Genomic DNA, 20302 nt, shown 5'->3' with positions numbered 1-20302 from the left:
AAACCGCCTGCGAACCAGCGACGCGCCAGCGTCGCCGTCAACACGGTGCGACGGGCGCCCGCTGCTCGTGATCCGGCCGCCCCCGTGTGGCCGGATCACGGTCCGGCCCGCGGCTGTCGCGGGCGTCCCGTCGCACCGGAGGCTGCCGGACCTCGTCCCCCCCGGGCTTCGAGGTCCGACAGCCGGGCGGTCGCGCAGCGTCCGCCCTGAGTCCCGGCACCAGTCCCTTGTGAGCCTCGCGGCTCCGGTCCCCCCTGGTGCGACGGGATGAGCTCTCCGATGCAGGAACACTATGGGGGCCCTTCACCTGGCGACTCGCCGTTTCCGCGGAGCGCGACTAGCGGCGTGTAGTTGTCGCCGTACGGAGAGTAGTGGCGCGACGAGCGGTCAGAAGCGTGCGACGAGCGGTCGGTTTGGGGAGCACCGGGTGCCTCTCAACCCCACACCCACTCATGAAATCCCCACCGGTCGCCGCGTTCACGTCACCGCGTCCGACGCGATCGCGCGGTCGCGGAACTGCCGGACGAGCTGCTCGCGCACCTGCCGGGTGTGGCGGCGGCTGACGGGCAGCGTCCGGGTGCCGACCCTGAGGGTCACCCGTCCTCCGTCGAAGTGCAGCTCGCTCACGTGCCGCGCCGAGACCAGCGTGCTGCGGTGCACGCGGATGAACCCCGCCTCGCCCCAGCGGCGCTCCAGCGCGGCCAGGGACATGCGGATGAGGTGGCTGCCCTCCTCGGTGTGCAGCCGCACGTAGTCGCCCTTGGCCTCGGCGAACCACACCGCCTGCTGGGAGACGAACCGGGTCCGCCCGCCGAGCTCGACGGGGATGAGGTCCTCCGGCTCCGGCTCGGCCGCGGTCACGGCCGGCGTCGCGGACTCCAGGCGGCGTACGGCCTCCGCCAGCCGGTCGGCCCGCACCGGCTTGAGCAGGTAGTCCACGGCCTCCAGCTCGAAGGCCTGGACCGCGCAGTCCTCGTGGGCGGTGACGAAGACCAGGCGGGGCGGGTTGGGGAAGCCGCCGACGAGCCGGGCCAGGTCCAGCCCGTCCAGGCCGGGCATCCGGATGTCGAGGAAGACGCCGTCGAGCCGCTCCCCCGCGCCGATCATGCCGACCATGTCGTGGAGCGCGGTGACGCCGTCGGCGGCGGTGAAAACTCGTTCGATGCGCGGGTCGCCCCGCAGGAGGTAGGCCAGTTCTTCCAGTGCGGGGATCTCGTCGTCGACGGCCAGAACGCGCAGCATGCACCCCACGCTGCCGCCTGCGGCCCGGCCGCCGCAAGCCGTACGTCAACTATTGGTAAACAATTAACTACAAAGAGCTATTGCCGGGGCGCGCCTTCGGCACCCGCAGCCGGACCCGCGTTCCGGATCCCAGGGCGGTCTCCACGACCAGGCCGTAGTCCTCGCCGTAGATCTGCCGCAGCCGCAGGTCCACGTTGGCCAGCCCGATCCCGCCCTCACCCCGTCCCTGGCGCAGCTCGTCGTCCAGCAGCGTCCGGGCGTGCGCCGGGTCCATCCCGAGGCCGTCGTCCTCGACGCTGATGTGCGCCTCGGGGCCGGCGTCCTCGATCAGCACCCGGACCTCGCCCGAGCCGCCGTTGTGCACCAGGCCGTGCTTGATGGCGTTCTCCACCAGCGGCTGCAGGCACAGGAAGGGCACCGGCACGGCCAGGGCCTCGGGCGCGACCCGGACGGTGAAGCGGAGCCGGTCGCCGAACCTGGCGCGCTCCAGCAGCAGGTAGCGGTCCACGCAGTGCAGCTCGTCGGCCAGCGTGGTGAAGTCGCGGGCCCGGCGCAGCGCGTAGCGGGTGAAGTCGGCGAAGTCCACCAGCAGCTCGCGGGCCCGCTCGGGGTCGGTGCGGACGAAGGAGGCGATGGTGGTCAGCGAGTTGTAGACGAAGTGGGGCGAGATCTGCGCGCGCAGCGCCCGCATCTCCGCCTCCACGGCCCGCCGCCGGGAGGAGTCGAGCTCGGCGAGCTCCAGCTGGCCGGAGACCCAGCGGCCGACCTCGGTGACGGTCCGCACCAGGGCCGCGCTGACCTCGGCGTCGTAGGCGGCCAGCGCGCCGATCACCCGCCCGTCCACCTCGAGCGGGGCGATCACCGCGCCCCGGATCGGGCAGTCCGGCCGCCCGCAGGTGAGCGACTCCCCCGTCACCACCTGCGGCCGGCCCGAGGCCAGGGCGGTCCTGGCGTGCTCGGCGGCCTGGCCGGTGTGGCACTCCAGCGCGCCGTCCCAGGCGAGCAGGCCGTCGGCGCCGGTCAGCGCGACGGCTCCGGTGCCCAGCAGCGTCCTCAGGTGGCGTACGGCCTCGCCCGCCGACTCCCGGCTCAGCCCGGCCCGCAACGACGGGGCCGCCATCGCCGCGACGTGCAGGGTGGCGAAGGTCGCCTCGTCCTGCCAGCCGGCGGGGTGGCAGGGGAAGTCCCCCCTGCGGCGGGGCAGGACGAATCCGAGGAGGGCGCAGGTCAGGCAGAGCAGCGCCCAGCCGCTGGTCGACATGCGGGCAACCGTAGCCAACCCGCCCGGAGGATCAGGGGGAAACACCGATCACGGTGGACCTTCGCCCGGTTCCTCCTGATAGGAGTAGCGCTGCTCCTTCCAGGGGTCGGCGATGTTGTGGTAGCCGCGCTCCTCCCAGAAGCCGCGCCGGTCCTCCACCATGTACTCCACCGCGCGCACCCACTTGACGCTCTTCCACGCGTACAGGTGGGGGACGATCGCCCGGACGGGGAAGCCGCGCTCCGGCGTGATGGGCTTGCCCTCCAGCTCCATCGCGAACAGGGTCTGGTCGCGGGCGAAGTCGCTCATCCTGATGTTGGCGCTGTAGCCGTACTCGGCCCAGAGCATCACGTGCCGGACCTCCGGCGCCGGCGGGGCCAGCTCCATCAGCGTGGCCGCGGAGACGCCGCTCCACTCGTTGCCCATGACCGAGAACTTGGTGACGCAGTGGAAGTCGGCCACGACCGTCGTGCGGGGCAGCTCGGAGAAGCGTTCCCAGGAAAACCGGTACTGCTCACCCGAGGCCGTCGCCCCCATGACGTGGAACTCCCAGGTCGCCGGGCGGAAGGTCGGCACCCGTCCGTAGTGGATCACCGGCTGCCCCCGGGGGACGTACTGCCCCGGGGGCAGGCGAGTCTCCTCCAGCGGGGTTTCGGACTGATCCACCCTCACTCCTCACGCTGTTTCCCGATGGCACGGGGCAATCCTGCCATCGCGGGTTTCCCGCCGGACGGGCGGCCACCGGCTAACGGGGGCGTACCGGCGTTCCGGGTGGGTGCGCTAGCATTGCCCGCGATGCGTACTGCGTTCTGGTTTTGGTATGGCGACGGACCCGTGAGTCGGACCGTTCGCCTCCAGATGCTGCGCTGACAGCCTGGCGAACGAACGAAGGCCCCGGGTCCGGATATCGGACCCGGGGCCTTCGTCGTTCTCCCGATCATCTGAGGAGAGAAATGGTCATCATCATGGCCCCCGAGGCCACCGCGGCGGACATCGAAGCGATCGTGGAGGTCATCTCCGCGGCGGGCGGCAGCGCCTTCGTCAGCCGGGGTGTGAGCCGTACGATCATCGGCCTGGTCGGCGACGTCGCCCAGTTCAGTTCGCTGGACCTGCGCGGCATGCGCGGCGTGGCCGACGTGATGAGGGTGACGGCGCCCTACAAGCTGGTGAGCCGGGACAACCACCCCGAGCGCTCGACGGTGAGCGTCGGCGGTGTGCCGATCGGCCCCGGCACGGTGACGCTGATCGCCGGCCCGTGCGCGGTGGAGACCCCGCAGCAGACCCTGGAGGCGGCCCAGATGGCCAAGGCCGCCGGGGCCACCCTGTTGCGCGGCGGCGCCTACAAGCCCCGCACCTCCCCCTACGCCTTCCAGGGCCTGGGCGAGGCGGGCCTGCGCATCCTCGCCGACGTGCGCGCCGAGACCGGGCTGCCGATCGTGACCGAGGTCGTGGACGCCCACGACGTCGAGCTGGTGGCCTCCTACGCCGACATGCTGCAGGTCGGCACCCGCAACGCGCAGAACTTCGCGCTGCTGCAGGCCGTCGGCGGGATCGGCAAGCCGGTCATGCTCAAGCGCGGCATGAGCGCCACCATCGAGGAGTGGCTGATGGCCGCCGAGTACATCGCCCAGCGCGGCAACCTGGACATCGTGCTGTGCGAGCGCGGCATCCGCACCTTCGAGACCGCCACCCGCAACACCCTGGACGTCTCGGCCGTGCCGGTGGCCCAGCGCCTGTCCCACCTGCCGGTCATCGTCGACCCGTCCCACTCCGGCGGCCGCCGCGACCTGGTCCTGCCGCTCACCCGCGCCGCCATCGCCGCGGGCGCCGACGGTGTGATCATCGATGTGCACCCCCACCCCGAGCAGGCGCTGTGCGACGGCCCCCAGGCCCTGGTGGACGGCGACCTGCGCGAGCTGTCCCGGGTGATGCGCCAGTTCCCCCCGCTGCTGGGCAAGACCCTCGCCGGCGACGTCCTGACCGTGGCCTGATCCCGGCCCGTTCCCCGATCACGCGATGACCGCCACGAGCATCCCCGAGCCGGGTACGGCCACGGCCACAAGCCGCCGGCCGTACCCGCCCGTGAGCCGTACTCATGAGTAACTGAGTATCCGCGCTCATGCGCCGGGGCGGGCCGGTCCCGGATCGTGGTCCCATGACGAAAGCGATCCAGCCCAAGAACACCCAGGCGTTCTACATCCAGTCGATCCTGTCCTTCGGGATCTCGGTCTCGGCGGTCACCATCGGCCTGATCTATCTGCCGGTCGACAGGTGGGTGCGCGGCTTCCTGGTCATCGGGGTGCTGTACGTCATCACCTCGACCTTCACCCTGGCCAAGTGCGTGCGCGACCGCCAGGAGTTCTCCGAGGTCGCCAGCCGAGTCGACCAGGCACGTCTGGACAAGCTCCTGGCCGAGCACGACCCCTTCAAAGTCGACTGAGCGCCTTCGGGCGGCAGGGGGTACGGACCGCCGCAGAACGCTTCAAGCTTTGGCAAAGCCCTTCAGAGTTGAATTAATCCCACCCAGCAGGGAATTCCGGGACTAGGGGGTCTATCCGGGGGGTGGGGTGATGGCCAATGTCCTGGTCGTGGAGGACGACTCCGACATCCAGTTTATGATCAGCTTCCTGCTCAAGAAGGCGGGGCACGAGGTACGGACGGCCGACGACGGTCACATGGCGTTGGAGAAGTGGGCCGAAGGGCGGCCGGACCTGGTCATCCTCGACTGGATGATGCCGGGGCTCACCGGTCCCGAGGTGTGCGCGCGGATCCGCGGGATGCCGGGCGGGCAGGACGTGGCCGTGCTCATGTTGACCGCCAAGTCGGAGAAGGACGACGTGACGGAGGCCTTCGCCGCCGGCGTCGACGACTACATGACCAAGCCGTTCAGCCCCCGTGAGCTTCCCGACCGCGTCGAGGCCCTGCTGGCCCGGGTGGCGCAGAGCCGCCTGTGACGGACCGGGGCGCGCGGAGGCGTGTCTAAGAGGCGCACGGCGGGGAACACGGAAGAGGCCTCAGAGGGGATCACGGAAAGAGGCAAGGCCCCGGTTCCACGGATTCCGTGGAACCGGGGCCTGCGCCCGAAGATGGATCCTGCCGCCTCCTGCGCCGGGTGTCAGAAGCGGAAGCGGGTCACCAGACCGCTCAGCTCACCCGACATCCGCGCCAGCGACGCGGTCGCCTCCTGCGCCTGGGCGATGGCCTGCGCGGTGGACTGCGCGGCGTCGGCCACCCCGGTGATGTTGACCGCGATCTCCTCCGACGAGCTGGCCGCCTCGGTCACGTTGCGGTTCATCTCCCCGGTGGTGGCGCTCTGCTCCTCCACCGCGCTGGCGATGGCGGTCTGGTAGTCGTTGATCTTCTCGATCACCCCGGCGATCTCCCCGATCGCGGCCACCGCCGCGTCCGTGCCGGCCTGGATGGCCTCCACCCGCCGGGCGATGTCCTCGGTGGCCTTGGCGGTCTCCTGGGCCAGGTCCTTGACCTCCCCGGCCACCACGGCGAAGCCCTTGCCGGCGTCCCCGGCCCGCGCCGCCTCGATGGTGGCGTTCAGCGCCAGCAGGTTGGTCTGCTCGGCGATCGAGGTGATGGTCTTGACCACCTGACCGATCTCCCGGGAGGACTCGCCCAGCGTGGCGATGGAGGCGTTGGTGGCCTCGGCCACGTGCACCGCCTGGGCGGCCACCTTGGCCGCCTCGGCGGCGCCTGCGGAGATCTCCGCGATCGAGGCGCCCATCTGCTCGGAGCCGGCCGCCACGGTCTGCACGTTGGAGGAGACCTGCTCGGCCGCGGCCGAGACCACCCCGGCCTGCGCCGAGGTCTCCTCCGCGCCCGCGGCGATCTGGGTGGAGACCGTCGAGACCTGCTGGGCGGTGGCCGACACCCCGGAGGCGGCGGCGTCGATGGTGCCCACCAGCTCGCGCAGGTTGCCCACGGCCGCGTCCAGCGCCGCTCCGGTGCGGCCGACCTCGTCGGCCGAGGCCAGGTTCGCGGCGCGGGTCAGGTCGCCGTCCTTCAGGCCCTCGGCCACCGTCTGCACCCGGCGCAGCCCGCCGACGATGCCGCGGGAGGCGGCCACTCCCAGGCCCAGCGCGGCCACCATGCCCACGGCCAAGGCGACGATCATCCTGGTGCGGTTGCTCTCGTAGACGCGGGCGGCGGCGTCCGCCTCGGCGGCGGCGGCATGCTTCTCCGAGTCGATCACGGCCCCCAGCGCGGCGAACATCCGTTCGATGGCGGGGTTGGCCTTCTCGTCACGCGCCGCGGCCCAGCCGGCCATGTCATCGGCCTGGCTGGCGGGGACCAGCTCGCTGTCGCGCACCGCGACGTAGGCGTCCAGCGCCTGCTCGAAGTCCCGCACGGCGACAGTCTGCTCAGCGGTGGGGTTGCGGCCGGCGTACTCGGCCACGGCCTTGCGCAGCTGGCTTTCGGTGTCCTTGATCGCGGCCTCGTAGTTGGCCTTGTCCGACGCCTCCACCGAGACGGCGTGGTTGGCGGTGTCCAGGCGCAGCTGGATGGTCAGCCGGCGCATCTTGGTCGCGCTCTCCAGCCCGATGAAGTTGTCGGTGTACATCGCCTGGGCGTTGTCGTTGGACGAACTCAGCGCGGTGATGCCGAGCACGCCGACCAGACCGCCCATCAGGACGGCGACGACGACGGAGGCGAGGATCTTCGTGCCGACTCCGCGGTCGCGGACGGCGGACATGAACGTGCGGGGTGCGCGTTGTGATGCTGCGGGCGTGCTCATGGCGGTTCTCATCTCATCTTCATCTGCGGTTGCGCCGGATCCATCGGCGAGGAGATGAGATCACTAAGGGGACCAAAGTCCCCTCCCGGTATGGCGTACGCCCTCTTTCGCGGGTCCCCGGTCAGCCCTCCAGCTTGTACTCCTGCAGGGAGTCGGCGAGCTGGACCGCGAGCTCCTCGGCGTCGAGGCGCTTCTCGATCTGCTTCAGATCGGCGATCTTGGCGGCGGTCTCCGCACGGCGGGGGGCCAGCAGGGTGCAGCAGTCCTCGTCGGGGAGCTCGGAGATCGCCAGCGTGCCGATCCTGCGGGCGGTGGCCATGATCTCGGTCTTGTCGAGACCGATGAGCGGGCGCAGGATCGGCAGGTCGACCGCGTCGTCCTGGGCGGTGATGTTCTGCAGGGTCTGGGAGGAGACCTGGCCCAGGGAGTCGCCGGTCACCAGCGCGCCGGCGCGCAGCCGGTGGGCGACCTCCTCGGCGGTCTTCAGCATCAGGCGGCGCTGCGCGATGACGGCCAGGCGGTCCTGGCCGGAGGCCTTGATGGACTGCTGCGCCTTGCCGAACGGGACGACCCACAGACGGGACCCACCCTGGAACCTGTCCAGCGCCCGCACCAGCGCGTAGGCCTTGTAGATGGACTCCGAGGTGGTGAACGGGATCCCGGAGAAGTGCAGGAAGTCCACGCGCAGGCCGCGGCGCATCATCCGGTAGGCGGCCACCGGCGAGTCGATGCCGCCCGACATCAGGACCAGGCCGCGGCCGCTGGTGCCGACCGGCAGGCCGCCCTGGCCGGGCAGGCCGCCGGTGTAGACGAAGACCTCGTCGCGGTCCACCTCGATGGAGACCACCAGCTCGGGGTTCTTCAGGTCGACCGGCAGGCCGTAGATGTCGTTGAGCTCGCCGCCGACCGTGCGGTCGATCTGCATGGAGGTCAGGGGGAAGCGCTTGTCGCGGCGGCGCGAGCGCACGGCGAAGGAGACGCCGCGCCTGACGTCCTCGCGGTCGGCCAGCAGCTCGATGGCGGCCTTGGTGACGGCGCCCGGGTCCTTGGCCACCCGCCAGGCCCGGTGGACCCAGACCAGTCCGGGAACGTAGGTGATCCGCTCGGCGACCGCGTCGGCGACCTCCGCACTGGTCCCCTCGGGCAGGAAGACCGCGATGACGCCGTGACGCTGGCGCAGGTCGACCTTGAAGGGGAACTCCTTCAGGGCCGCACGGATGTTGGCCTGCAGCCGCCGTTCGAAGACCTCGCGGTTGTTTCCCTTGAGGACGACCTCGCCCAGCTTGAGCAGAACGCAGGGCTCGCCCAGGGCGGACATGGTCATGGTGGAACCTCCGGTGGAACAGGCGGGGGACGGGGAACGTACCGCTGGAGTCAGTGTCTCGCGGAACCGCTATCTGGCAACGCCGCGTCCCGGTCACTTTAGTCCTGCCTACGACTCGTCGAGTCCTTGCTCGATGGCGTAGCGCACCAGTTCGACGCGGTTGTGGAGCTGGAGCTTGTTCAGCGTGTTCTGCACGTGGTTCTGGACGGTCCGGTGCGAGAGCACCAGCCGCTCGGCGATCTGCTTGTAGGACAGACCCTTGGCGACCAGCCGGAGCACCTCGGTCTCCCGCTCGGTCAGACTCGGGCCCTGCGCCGGGGCGGGTTGGGCGGCCAGCCGACGGTACTCCCCCAGCACGAGGCCGGCCAGCCCGGGGGTGAACACCGCGTCGCCCTCGGCGGTGCGGCGCACGGCCTCCAGGAAGTCCTCCTTGCTCGCCGACTTCAGCAGGTATCCGGCAGCACCGGCCTTGACCGCCTCCAGCACGTCGTCCTGCTCGCCGCTGGCCGACAGCACCAGCACCCGGGGCGGCGGATCCGCCGCGGCCAGGCCCCTGGCCACCTCCACCCCGGACAGGTCGGGCAGTTGCAGGTCCAGTACGACGATCTCGGGCCGTACGGCCGCGGCCACGCGCAGCGCCTGGGCGCCCTCGCCGACCGCGGCCACCACCTCGTATCCGGCCTCGGCCAGGTCCCTGGCCACCCCGTCCCGCCACATCGGGTGGTCGTCCACCACCATCACGCGCATCCGACCAGCTTAGGACGACGACCCCCGGCCCCGGCGATCACCTGGGAGAGCGGCTTCTAGCACGGCTGCGGGACGGACATCTCGATCTCGGTGCCCCTGCCGGGAGCGGAGACGACCGTGACCGTCCCGCCCAGATCCTCCACCCGCCCGCGGATCGACTGGGCCATGCCCAGCCGCCCGGTGGCGGCGGCCTGCTCCAGGCGGCCCTCGGGGATGCCCGGCCCCTCGTCGCGGACGGTCACGGTGACGATCCCGTCGTCGCTCTCGGCGAACACCCACGCGGGGGCCCGCTCCCCGCAGTGCCGGGCGACGTTGTCCAGGGCGGCCCCGACGGCCGCGGCCAGCTCCGCGGCCACGGCGGCCGGCAGGGTCAGCGGGGTGCCGGGGACCGAGACCGTGACCGAGCCGGAGCCGTACCGCTGCAGCAGGACGCGCAGGTCCGCCGAGCCCTCCGCGGGCGTGCCGGGCCGGAGGCTGACCAGCTCGCGCAGCGCGGCCTCCTGCTCCCCGGCCAGCCGGCCCAGCTCCGCCGCCTCGCCGCCGACCTCCTGCCCGCGCCGCTGCACCAGGGCCAGCACCTGCAGCACCGAGTCGTGGATGCCCCGCGCGAGCCGCTCGCGCTCCCGGCCGGCGGCCTCCAGCTCGATCGCCTCCTGCATGCGCGCCTCGGCCTTCCTGGCCAGGCGGGCGACGTGCCCGACCAGCACGCCCGCCAGGAACAGCAGCACGGTCCCGTTGATCGGCAGCTTCTCGAACTCCATGCCGCCCGCCCCGCGCGTCCACAGGTCGGCCAGCGACACGATGGCGGCCGCCACCGCTCCCGCCCGGCGCCCGCCGTACACCCCCCAGGCCAGCACCGCGCCGCCCATCCAGGTGGCGGTGATCGGCAGGCTGTCCTCCTGGTAGCCCCCCTGCACCGCGGGGGTGGCGAGCAGGCACCCCACGGTGACGAGCATGTCGGCGGCCAGCAGCGGCCGGCCCCTGAACTCCTCGATGGAGTAGGCGAAGACGGTGGCGACGGTCCACAGGGCCATGACGCCGAGCACCAGCCAGCCGACCGCCGGGTCGGCGTAGCCCCCGGCGCGGAGGAACACCACCAGCGCGTACGCGAGGGAGGCGGCGCGGAAGACCGCGACGGTCCGCCAGAACGAGCCCTCTACTGCCGTCACCACTCGACCCTACCGGCCCTGTCACCGGCCGCACGCTGCGACGACGCGGCCGCGCGGGCCGCCGGGGCGTCCCCCGCCCTCCGGCGGGAGATCGTACGGCTTGCGCCTCCGTGGGCCGCCTGATCGAGGCGCAAGCCGTACTTGGAGGGGATGCCGGGCGGTGAACCGCCTTGCGCACGCGAGGTTAGGACGGACCGCTTGCAAACGGCTTGCACGCCGGGACGGGCCGGAACGAGCCGGGCCGGGCCGCCGGAGAGGCGGTCCCGGCCCGGTGCGGGCGGTAGGCGACGGCCGTCAGCCGTCAGCCGTCAGCCGTCAGCCGTCAGCCGAAGAAGACCTCCGCCTCCGCGTAGCGGCTGACCGGCACGGTCTTCAGCTCGCTGGTCGCCTCGTCCAGGCCGACCGGGACGATCTCGGTGCCCCGCAGGGCGACCATCGTGCCGAACTCGCCCTCGTGCACCGCGTCGATGGCCCGCAGGCCGAAGCGGGTGGCGAGGACCCGGTCGAAGGCGGTGGGCGTGCCGCCGCGCTGGATGTGGCCGAGCACGGTGGTGCGGGCCTCCTTGCCGATCCGCTTCTCGATCTCCTTGGCGAGCGTCTCGCCGATGCCGCCCAGCCGGACGTGGCCGAAGGCGTCGAGCTCCCCGTCCTGCAGGGCCATCTGGCCCTCGATCGGGTGGGCGCCCTCGGCGACCACGATGATCGGCGCGTAGCGGGTCTTGAAGCGGGACTCGACGTAGGCGCAGACCCGGTCGATGTCGAAGGGCTTCTCCGGGATGAGGATGACGTTGGCGCCCGCCGCCATGCCCGCGTGCAGCGCGATCCAGCCCGCGTGACGGCCCATGACCTCGCAGATCAGCGCGCGGTGGTGGGACTCGGCGGTGGTGTGCAGCCGGTCGATCGCCTCCATGGCGATGTTGACGGCGGTGTCGAATCCGAAGGTGTAGTCGGTGGCGTTGAGGTCGTTGTCGATCGTCTTGGGCACCCCGACGACCTTCACGTCCTTGTCGAAGAGCTGCTTGGCGACACCGAGGGTGTCCTCGCCGCCGATCGCGATGAGGGCGTCGACCCCCATGGAGGCGAGGTTGTCCTTGATCTTCTCGACGCCGCCCTCAATCTTGATCGGGTTGGTCCGCGACGAGCCCAGGATCGTGCCGCCGCGCGGCAGGATCCCCCTGACGGCCTGGATGTCCAGCGGCATGGTCTCGCCCTCGAGCGGGCCACGCCAGCCGTCGCGGAATCCGACGAACTCATGTCCATATACGCCCACACCCTTGCGCACGACGGCGCGGATAACGGCGTTCAGGCCGGGGCAGTCGCCGCCCCCGGTCAACACTCCAATACGCATGGCATCCTCCGGTGGTGGTTCCGAGGCGAGACGGCCAGACTAAGTGGGGTGAAGCGGCCGGCGGTGGATTTCGCCGCCGACGTTCGCATTCTGCCTTCCCCACAGGCCAATGGTCTAGACCAAATGAAGAGGAGTGCTCGCATGCCGGTTCTCGCGATCGACGCCGGTACCACCGGAGTCACCGCGCTCATCGTGAACGAGGACGGACGGATCGACGGGCGCGGATACCGGGAGTTCGCCCAGCACTTCCCCGAGCCCAGCTGGGTGGAGCACGTCCCCGAGGAGATCTGGCAGGCGACGCTGGCCGCCTGCCGGATCGCACTGGACCGGTCGGGCACCACTCCATCCTGCGTCGGCATCACCAACCAGCGCGAGACGGCCGTGGTCTGGGAGGCCCGCACCCTCGCCGCGCCCCGGCCCGCGATCGTCTGGCAGGACCGCCGTACCGCCGGCGTCTGCGCGCGCCTGCGCGAGGCGGGCCACGAACCGCGGGTCGCCGAGCTGACCGGCCTGCGGCTGGATCCCTACTTCACCGGCAGCAAGTTCACCTGGATGGCCGAGAACGACCCCCGCTCCTGGGAGGAGGTGACCGGGGGCCGGGCGGTCGTCGGCACCGTGGACTCCTATCTGGTGGCCCGGATGACCGGGGGCGCCCGGCACGTCACCGACCCCTCCAACGCCTCCCGCACGCTCCTGTACGACCTGGAGGCGGGCGGCTGGTCGGCGGAGCTGTGCGAGCTGTTCGGCGTTCCGGAGAACGCGCTGCCGGAGATCGTGCCGAACCACGGCGAGATCGGCCGGACCGACCCCGAGGCCTTCCTCGGCCTGGACCTGCCGATCAGCGGCATGGCCGGAGACCAGCAGGCCGCGCTTTTCGGGCAGACCTGTTTCGCCCCGGGCGATGTGAAATGCACCTACGGGACAGGATCCTTCATCCTGATCAACACCGGCAACGAGATCGTCAGGTCGGAGGCGGGGCTGCTGACCACGGTGGCCTGGCAGACGCCGTCAGGAGAGATCACCTACGCCCTGGAGGGCTCGATCTTCGTCACCGGGGCCGCCGTGCAGTGGCTGCGCGACGGGCTCGGGCTGATCGACACCGCGCCCGAGTCCGAGGCGCTGGCGCGCACGGTCCCCGACAGCGGCGGCGTGGTGTTCGTCCCCGCCCTGACCGGCCTCGGCGCGCCGCACTGGGACCCCGACGCCCGCGGCACCATCTTCGGCATCACCCGGGGCACCACCCGGGGCCACCTGGCCCGGGCGACCCTGGAGGCGATCGCGTTCGAGGTGCGGGACGTCGTGGAGGTCATGACGGGCGCCGCGGGCCTGAAGATGCCCGCGCTGAAGGCCGACGGCGGCGCGAGCGGCAACGACCTGCTCATGCAGTTCCAGGCCGACCAGCTCGGCACCCCGGTCGAGCGCCCGGCGATCCAGGAGACCACCGCGCTGGGAGCGGCCTTCCTGGCCGGGCTCGGCTCCGGGCTGTGGTCCTCCCCCGGCGAGCTGCGCGCCACCTGGAACCTGCAGCGGCGCTTCGACCCCGGTCAGCGCGACGACGCCGCCTACGCGCGCTGGCTCAAGGCCGTCGACCGCTCCCGCTCCTGGGCCTGAGCCCCGCGGCCGCACCGGGCCCCGCCCCCTCGTGAGCGCGGGGCCCGTACGGCGGGGCTCAGCGCAGCGGCAGCACGCACGAGGGCGTGCCGACGGAGATCCTCCCGGTGGGGGCCTGCGGGATCCCGTCCTCCAGCGGCAGGACGGCGACGCCCGCGGAGTTCTGGTTGGCGACGTGCATGCGCCCGCCGGTGATCGCGAAGTGGCGCGGCCAGGCGCCCCCGCAGGGAACCTCGGCGAGCCTGTCCAGGCCGGGCGCCGAGAGCACCGCGATGGTGTCGGGGCCCCGGTTGGCGACGTAGACGCGGCCGTCGTGCGCCTCCAGGTGCGAGGGGTGGTTCTCACCCTGCTCACCGCTGGCGGCGGTGACCGCGACCTCGCGCCAGCCGGCGTCGTAGGCGCGGACCGTGCCGTCCAGTTCCCCGGCCACGTACCAGTGCCCGCCGTGCCAGGCCATGTGCCGGGGCCCCATGCCGGCGGCCAGCCGTACCGGGCCGTCGGGATGCTCACTCACCCGGTCCCCCTCGGCCAGGAAGCGGCGGACCTCGTCGGTTCCCAGGTCGGTGACGTACAGCACGCCGTCCTCGCCGAAGGTCGCCTGGTGGGCGTGGGCGCCCTCACGGTGGGGGAAGGCCTGCACGGTGGTGAGCAGTCCGGCGTCGTCGATGCCGTGCACGCTCACCGTGCCGTCACCGTAGTTGGCCACGGCCAGCAGCGTCCCGGCCGGGTTCACCGCCAGATGGCACGGGGAGGAACCCTCGCTGGAGCGCCGGGCGAGCAGTTCCAGGCCGTCGTCCGCGCCCCGGGCGAAGACGCCCACCGTGCCCTGCTCGCTCTCCCCCACCGCGTACAGCACCGGCAGGCGGGGGTGGACGGCCAGGAAGGACGGCCCGGGGGCCGCCGTCTCGGCGAGCGTCCTGCCGCTCTCCAGGTCGGCAAGGGAGATGCCGGGGCCGGAGCCACCGGTGTCCGGGGTGTATCCACCGATATACGCAGTCTCAAGCATCATGCTCCCATCGCCATAGTTATCGGATTTATCAGCCAGTCTGCGAAGGTAGCGCAGCCCTCCCCCGGCGGGACCTCTCTACCACCGGGTAATGTGCCCTCTCGTCGCGATTAATCCTTGACCGAGTCAAATAAATCGTTGATAGTGTCAAGCATGGACGATCACGTGGCGGAGGTCCGCGCCTTCAACCGCTTCTACACCGAGGTCATCGGCGTGCTCGATCAGGGCATGCTCGGCACCCCCTACTCCCTGACCGAGGCGAGGGTCCTGTTCGAGCTGGACCGGCAGGGCCGGATGGAGGCCGGTGAGCTGCGGCGGCTGCTCGGGCTCGACGCCGGATACCTCAGCCGGATCCTCAGCCGTTTCACCGCCGACGGGCTGGTGGCCCGCGAGCGGTCGGCCGCCGACGCGCGGCGGCAGGTGATCGTGCTCACCGAGGCGGGCCGGGCCACCTTCAAGGCCATCGACGAGCGCTCGGCGCAGGATGTGCGCGCCCTGCTCGACGGGCTCGCCGGGGAGGACCGGCGGCGGCTGATCGCGAGCATGGCGACGATCGAGGAGATCCTCGGCCGGGCCCCGCGGCGGGAGCCGTACGTCATCAGGCCGCCGCGGCCCGGCGACCTGGGCTGGGTGGTGCACCGCCACGGCGTCCTCTACAGCGCCGAGTACGGCTGGGGCCAGGACTTCGAGGCCCTGGTGGCCAGGATCGTCGCCGACTACGTCGACAAGCACGACCCCCGGCGGGAGGCCGGGTGGATCGCGGAGGTGGACGGCGAGCGGGCCGGATGCGTGTTCTGCGTGCGCAAGGACGACGAGACGGCCCAGCTCCGCATGCTCCTGGTCGAGCCCTCGGCCCGCGGCATGGGGATCGGCGCGCGCCTGGTGGACGAGTGCCTGCGCTTCGCCCGGGAGGCCGGCTACCGGCGGATCATGTTGTGGACCAGGGACGTGCTGGTCAGCGCCCGGCGGATCTACCAGACGGCGGGCTTCGAACTGCTGCAGGAGGAGCCGGGCGAGGGCTTCACCGAGCAGATCTGGGCCCGCGACCTGTGATCCACCGGGGCGCCGCGGGTCACCGCTGGGCCTGCATCATCCAGTGGTGCTTCTCGACGTCCTGGGTGACGGCGATGAGGATGTCCTGCGAGGCGGGGTCGGCCTCGCCGGTGGCCTCGACGCGCTCGCGCATCCTGCGCCCGATCGACTCCAGGATGTCCGTCATCGCGGCGACGACCTTGGCCGTCTCCAGATAGCCGGACTCGACCTGGGGGACCTTGCTGGAGGCCGCGACGGTGGCGGCGCGGCCGTCGGGGGTGACGCCGAGCGCGACCGCCCGCTCGGCGACGGTGTCGGCGTGGGTCCGGGCGACGGCGACGATCTCGTCCAGCTGGAGGTGGATCTGGCGGAAGTTTGGGCCGATCACGTTCCAGTGGGCCTGCTTGGCCAGGAGCGAGAGATCGAGGAGGTCGACGAGCGCGCCCTGCAGCGCCTCGCCCACGATCTTCTGGTCCTCCGGCTGGAGCGGACTGGTGATGGCGGACATGGATATACCTCTCATTGATCAATAAATAGCCCCATAAGGCAGGACTCCTCCTACCCAGCCGTGTCCGCTCTATGTGACCGGGACGAGCCGGCGGCCCCCCGCAGGATCAGCCGGACAGGCCGACCCGCCGGTGCAGACGGCGCAGGAAGGGCGGGGCCCACCAGTTGGCGGGTCCCGCCAGCCGCATGGAGGCCGGGACCAGGATCGCCCGGATCACCGTGGCGTCCACCAGGATGGCCACCGCCATGCCGACGCCGAGCATCTGCACGAACACCACCTCGGCGGTGGCGTAGACGGCGAAGGACAGGCCCAGGATCGCCCCGGCCGCGGTGATGATCGGGGCGCCGCGCCGCATTCCCGCCGCCACGGCGGCGGCGGTGTCCCCGGTCCGGTCGTACTCCTCCTTGATCCGGGAGAGCACGAACACCTCGTAGTCCATCGACAGCCCGTAGGCGACGCAGAACATCAGGATGGGGATGCCCGGGTCGAGGCTGCCGGTGGGGGTGAACCCGAGCAGGCTCGACAGGTTGCCGTCCTGGTAGACCCAGACGAGGGCGCCGAACATCACCGCGAGGCCGAGCAGGTTGAGCACCATCGCCTTGATCGGGATCAGCACGCTGCCGGTCATCAGGAACAGGATCACGGACGTCACCGCGAGCATGAGGCCGAGCACCGACGGCAGCCGGTCCACCACCGAGGCCCGGTAGTCCGCCAGCTCGGCCGGGTAGCCGCCGACCAGGACCGCGAAGGGCGCCCGGACCGACCGCACCTGCTCCACCAGGCGGACCGGGTCGGCCTCCATCAGCTCGGCCGTGGGGACCACCGACAGCCAGGTGCCCTCCGGGCCGGTGAACCGCGCCGGTTCGCCGTCCCCCACCCGCGCTCCCCGGGAGAACGAGCCCGCCGCCGAGTCGACCTGCGCCACGCCGGGCAGCCGGGACAGCGCCGCGGCGTATCCCCCGACCTCCGCGGCGCCGGCGACCGGGCCGGCCGAGACGACCTGGAGCGCGTCGGTCTCCTCGGCCGGGAACTCCTGGCGGATCACCTCCTGGGTCTGCCGGGCGGGCGCGGAGGCGGGCAGGATCCGGTCGTCGGCCACGCCGAAGCGCAGGCCCAGGAAGGGCGATCCGAGCAGGAGGAGGACGAGCGTGGCGGCGCCGCCGTACAGGACGGGGCGGCGCATGACCCGTACGGCCAGCCGGTGCCAGAACCCGCCGGACGCCCCGTCCGGGGCCCGGCCGGGGCGGGGCAGCACCCGGTGCCCCGCCGCGGCGAGGATCGCGGGGAGCACGACGACCGCCCCCGCCACACCGCCGGCGACCACCGCGATCCCGGCGTAGGCGAAGGAGCGCAGGAAGTCGAACGGCAGCGCCAGCAGCACCGCCATCGACGCCGCGACGGTCACCCCGCTGAAGACGACCGTACGGCCCGCCCGCTCGACGCTCAGCGCCACCGCCTCGTGGAGGTCGTGACCGGCCCGGACCTCCTCCCGGAAGCGGGAGATCACGAACAGCGCGTAGTCGATGCCCAGGCCCAGCCCCATGGCCAGAGTGAGGTTCAACGCGAAGGTGGAGACGTCGGCGAAGGCCAGCACCCCGCGCAGCAGGGCCAGCGCCGTCACCATGGCGAACACCCCGGCCGCGAGCGGCAGCAGGGCGGCGAGCGGACGGCGCAGCAGGAACAGCAGCAGCACGAAGGCGAGCGGGAAGATGACCAGCTCGGCGCGGACGAAATCCTGCCTGGCCAGCGGGACCGTCTGGCGGAACACCTCCTCGCCGCCGCCCGCCCGCACCTCGATGACGCCGCCGCCGGCGGTTCCCGCCGTGATCCCGGAGAGCAGCGCGGGCAGGATCCGCGAGCGGACGGTGTCGGCGTCTCCGGGGATGCGCGCCACGACCAGGGCGTGCCGGCCGTCCCGGCTGCGCAGGGTCACGGGGTTGCCGCGCGTCCAGTACGAGGCAGCCTCGGCGACCCCCTCCGCGGCGGCCACCTTCCGGGTCAGCTCCCGGCCGGCGGCGGTGACGGCCGGTGCGTCCACGTCACCCTTCCCGGCGGTGACGAGCAGGACCAGGTCCACGCTGCCGGTGCCGAAGCGCCGGGCCAGCTCGCCCGCCGCCCGGTCGGACTCCGATCCGGGCGCCTCGAACCGCGCCAGGGAGAAGCCCGCCACCGCCTGGGCCGCGAGCAGGCCCATGCCCAGCGTCGCCAGCAGCGACAGGACCATCACCGCGCGGCGCCGCCTGACCAGCGTGTATCCCAGGCGGCGCAGGAGCGCGGGAGCGGGCGGCGCCTGCCGTACGAGCCCGTCGATCCTCATGATCACCCCGAAACTCGGTAAACTGCTCGTGTTTTACGATTCGGGATAGGAATACAAGTAAATGCTCGTATTTGTCAACGAGGGATGGCATGCCCGGGGAGTCCGGCATGTCCGGTGAGCCCCGCACGGTCAGGCGGCAGGCGCGCGGCCTCAAGCGCATGGAGGAGATCCTCGACGCCGCCGAAGCGGTGATCGCCGAGGTCGGCTACGCGGAGATGACCACCAACGCGGTCGCCGCGCGGGCGGGTATGTCACCGGGCTCGCTGTACCAGTTCTTCCGCAACAAGGACGAGATCCTCGACGGCCTGCTCTCGCGCTTCACCGACGGCAGGCGCGAGCACTGGCGGGCGCGGCTCACCGGAGACGTCACGCGGATGCCGCTGCCCGAACTGGTCGGCCTGCTCGTCGATGAGATCGTCGCCTACAAGGCCGCCAGGCCCGCCTACTGGGCGCTGCTGCACGGCTCGGCCACCGGGGACCGGCTGGCGGCGGCCTCGGAGCGGCTCCACCGGGCGGTCTCCGAACAGCTGGCCGGGCTCTTCGCGCTCCGCGCCCCGCACCTGGAGGCGGAGCGCGGGCTGCTGCTGGCGACGATGGCGGTGGCGACCGTCAAAGCGGTGACGCCACTGATCGCGGGGGCGCCCCCGCAGCGGGCCGCCGAACTGACCGGCGAGCTCAAGGCCATGCTGCTGGCCTATCTCGCCCCGGCGCTCAGCGGCGGAACGGGCCGGTGACCTCGTAGGTGACGCCGTCGGTCCCGGCGGCGTCACCGCGGGCGCCGCGCTGGGAGGAGAAGTACAGGCGGGTGCCGTCCGGGGAGAAGGCGGGGCCGGTGACCTCGGATCCGGAGTGGCCGTCGATCCGCAGGAACGGCGCGACCCGCCGGTCGGGGGTGATCAGGTTGATCTCCATGTTCCCGCCGTCCTCGGCGACGTAGAGGTCCCCGCCGAGGGTGCCGGTGATGTTGTCCACCCCGGTCAGCGGGGAGTCGGCGTCGTAGGCGATCTCCAGGCGCTCGTTCTCCGCGTCGTAGGCCCACACCCGGTTGTCGCCCTTGGTGGTGAAGAAGCACACGCCGTCGGCGTAGTGGCAGCCCTCTCCCCCGGAGAAGTGCTTGGCCTGCGTCACCTGCCAGCGGGTCGGCACCAGCGGCGCCGCCGGGTTGGGCACCCGGCGCCAGGTCACCGGGCCGGTGTCGGCGCTCGCGCAGAGCACCTCCAGCCGCCCGCTCGTCAGGTCGCCCCAGCTGTCGGGCAGGAAGCGGTAGAGGCAGCCGTCGGTCTCGTCCTCGGTCAGATAGACGACCCGCCGGTCGGAGTCGCAGGCGGCGGCCTCATGCTTGAAGCGGCCCATGGCCAGGCGCGGCATGGCGGCGCGCTCGCCGTACGGGTCGCACTCGAAGACCCGCCCGCGGAAGATCTCCTCGCACGACAGCCAGGTGTCCCACGGGGTGCGCCCGCCGGCGCAGTTGAGATTGGTGCCCGACAGGATCCGGTAGGCCTCGCGGATCTCGCCGCCGGGGCCGAACCTGATCGCCGAGGCGCCGCCGACGAGGGGGACCTCGGAGTTGGAGACGTAGATCCAGCCGTCGCCGTCGGCGAAGCACGCGCCGCCGTCGGGCGCGGGGTGCCAGAGCAGCCCGCCGACCCTGCGGCCGGTGCGGGCCACGATCCTGCTGGTGAAGCCCTGCGGCAGCGCGACCCCGTTGGCGTCGGGAGCGCCGGGCGGCCCGTAGGGACTCGCCGCCGTCAGAGCGGTGGCGCGGGCGGCCCCCTGCCAGAGCGATCCGGTGAACGCCGCTCCGGCGGCCAGCCCTCCGGCGCGTAACAACGTACGGCGAAGCATGACGCCTCCTCGTTGCCTTCACGGTAGGCGGAAAGTCGATCAAATTCACGTGAACGGCACTGTCCTACCGACTCAAACTTTTCGGAAACCGGCGGGCAAGCGGTTCCCGCGAATCGATTCCGGAGGCGGGCCCGGCAGCCGTTGA

The 20302-nt window shown here is 71.9% G+C and carries 18 protein-coding genes; 6 read left to right on the top strand and 12 right to left on the bottom strand.

From position 1 onward, the window contains the following. Window positions 1–477 precede the first annotated feature (477 nt). From Psi01_RS35640 to Psi01_RS35630, 3 genes are all read right to left on the bottom strand, one after another. Entirely contained in the window at window positions 478–1242 is a 765-nt protein-coding gene (locus Psi01_RS35640) for a LytR/AlgR family response regulator transcription factor (RefSeq protein WP_204068570.1), read from the bottom strand. 67 nt (window positions 1243–1309) lie between these two features. Next, window positions 1310–2503 carry a sensor histidine kinase gene (locus tag Psi01_RS35635; RefSeq protein ID WP_204068569.1) on the bottom strand — a complete coding sequence of 398 codons (1194 nt, stop codon included), beginning with the start codon at window positions 2501–2503 and terminating at the stop codon, window positions 1310–1312. A 48-nt stretch (window positions 2504–2551) separates the two neighbouring features. Further along, a complete protein-coding gene (locus tag Psi01_RS35630; protein WP_204068575.1) occupies window positions 2552–3148 on the bottom strand; it encodes a molybdopterin-dependent oxidoreductase in 597 nt (198 codons plus the stop codon). 308 nt (window positions 3149–3456) lie between these two features. Between Psi01_RS35630 and aroF the strand changes: the two genes are divergently transcribed. From aroF to Psi01_RS35615, 3 genes are all read left to right on the top strand, one after another. Then, complete coding sequence (gene aroF, locus Psi01_RS35625) at window positions 3457–4494, top strand: 3-deoxy-7-phosphoheptulonate synthase (protein ID WP_204068568.1); 1038 nt, start codon at window positions 3457–3459, stop codon at window positions 4492–4494. Window positions 4495–4658: 164 nt separating this feature from the next. After that, a complete protein-coding gene (locus tag Psi01_RS35620; RefSeq protein WP_204068567.1) occupies window positions 4659–4943 on the top strand; it encodes a YiaA/YiaB family inner membrane protein in 285 nt (94 codons plus the stop codon). Between the two features lie 130 nt (window positions 4944–5073). Then, window positions 5074–5457, top strand: a complete 384-nt coding sequence (locus tag Psi01_RS35615) for a response regulator transcription factor (RefSeq protein ID WP_204068566.1) — start codon at window positions 5074–5076, stop codon at window positions 5455–5457. Window positions 5458–5618: 161 nt separating this feature from the next. Here the strand turns inward: Psi01_RS35615 and Psi01_RS35610 are convergent, their stop codons facing one another. The 5 genes from Psi01_RS35610 to Psi01_RS35590 form a co-directional block, all read right to left on the bottom strand. Continuing rightward, window positions 5619–7250, bottom strand: coding sequence for a methyl-accepting chemotaxis protein (locus Psi01_RS35610; protein ID WP_204068565.1), 1632 nt, complete (start codon window positions 7248–7250; stop codon window positions 5619–5621). Between the two features lie 121 nt (window positions 7251–7371). Then, a complete protein-coding gene (gene thiI / locus Psi01_RS35605; protein ID WP_204068564.1) occupies window positions 7372–8574 on the bottom strand; it encodes a tRNA uracil 4-sulfurtransferase ThiI in 1203 nt (400 codons plus the stop codon). A 108-nt stretch (window positions 8575–8682) separates the two neighbouring features. Continuing rightward, window positions 8683–9312: a response regulator gene (locus tag Psi01_RS35600; protein ID WP_204068574.1), complete on the bottom strand. Its 630-nt coding sequence runs from the start codon at window positions 9310–9312 to the stop codon at window positions 8683–8685. Window positions 9313–9377: 65 nt separating this feature from the next. Further along, complete coding sequence (macS, locus tag Psi01_RS35595) at window positions 9378–10490, bottom strand: MacS family sensor histidine kinase (RefSeq protein WP_239128270.1); 1113 nt, start codon at window positions 10488–10490, stop codon at window positions 9378–9380. A gap of 322 nt (window positions 10491–10812) precedes the next feature. Continuing rightward, window positions 10813–11838 carry a 6-phosphofructokinase gene (locus tag Psi01_RS35590; protein WP_204068563.1) on the bottom strand — a complete coding sequence of 342 codons (1026 nt, stop codon included), beginning with the start codon at window positions 11836–11838 and terminating at the stop codon, window positions 10813–10815. 141 nt (window positions 11839–11979) lie between these two features. On the opposite strand from Psi01_RS35590, the gene glpK reads away from it, so the two are divergent. Next, entirely contained in the window at window positions 11980–13449 is a 1470-nt protein-coding gene (gene glpK / locus Psi01_RS35585; protein WP_204068562.1) for a glycerol kinase GlpK, read from the top strand. Between the two features lie 58 nt (window positions 13450–13507). Here glpK and Psi01_RS35580 read toward each other — a convergent pair whose 3' ends face one another. Then, window positions 13508–14458, bottom strand: a complete 951-nt coding sequence (locus tag Psi01_RS35580) for a lactonase family protein (RefSeq protein ID WP_204068561.1) — start codon at window positions 14456–14458, stop codon at window positions 13508–13510. Window positions 14459–14608: 150 nt separating this feature from the next. Between Psi01_RS35580 and Psi01_RS35575 the strand changes: the two genes are divergently transcribed. Beyond that, window positions 14609–15508 carry a bifunctional helix-turn-helix transcriptional regulator/GNAT family N-acetyltransferase gene (locus Psi01_RS35575; protein WP_204068560.1) on the top strand — a complete coding sequence of 300 codons (900 nt, stop codon included), beginning with the start codon at window positions 14609–14611 and terminating at the stop codon, window positions 15506–15508. 19 nt (window positions 15509–15527) lie between these two features. Here Psi01_RS35575 and Psi01_RS35570 read toward each other — a convergent pair whose 3' ends face one another. Together Psi01_RS35570 and Psi01_RS35565 are read right to left on the bottom strand one after the other, a co-directional pair. Continuing rightward, window positions 15528–15995, bottom strand: a complete 468-nt coding sequence (locus Psi01_RS35570) for a Dps family protein (protein WP_204068559.1) — start codon at window positions 15993–15995, stop codon at window positions 15528–15530. Window positions 15996–16101: 106 nt separating this feature from the next. Next, window positions 16102–18312, bottom strand: a complete 2211-nt coding sequence (locus Psi01_RS35565) for an MMPL family transporter (protein ID WP_204068558.1) — start codon at window positions 18310–18312, stop codon at window positions 16102–16104. 107 nt (window positions 18313–18419) lie between these two features. Between Psi01_RS35565 and Psi01_RS35560 the strand changes: the two genes are divergently transcribed. After that, on the top strand, window positions 18420–19046 hold the full coding sequence (locus Psi01_RS35560; RefSeq protein WP_239128269.1) for a TetR/AcrR family transcriptional regulator: 627 nt from the start codon (window positions 18420–18422) through the stop codon (window positions 19044–19046). Here Psi01_RS35560 and Psi01_RS35555 read toward each other — a convergent pair. Then, window positions 19024–20157, bottom strand: coding sequence for an alkaline phosphatase PhoX (locus tag Psi01_RS35555; protein WP_204068556.1), 1134 nt, complete (start codon window positions 20155–20157; stop codon window positions 19024–19026). The two genes, Psi01_RS35560 and Psi01_RS35555, sit on opposite strands and share 23 nt — an antisense overlap. Window positions 20158–20302 lie beyond the last annotated feature (145 nt).

The sequence above is a fragment of the Paraplanobispora siamensis genome (genome assembly GCF_016863175.1).
GTDB lineage: Bacteria > Actinomycetota > Actinomycetes > Streptosporangiales > Streptosporangiaceae > Planobispora > Planobispora siamensis.
This window is presented reverse-complemented; position numbering and strand designations above follow the sequence as displayed.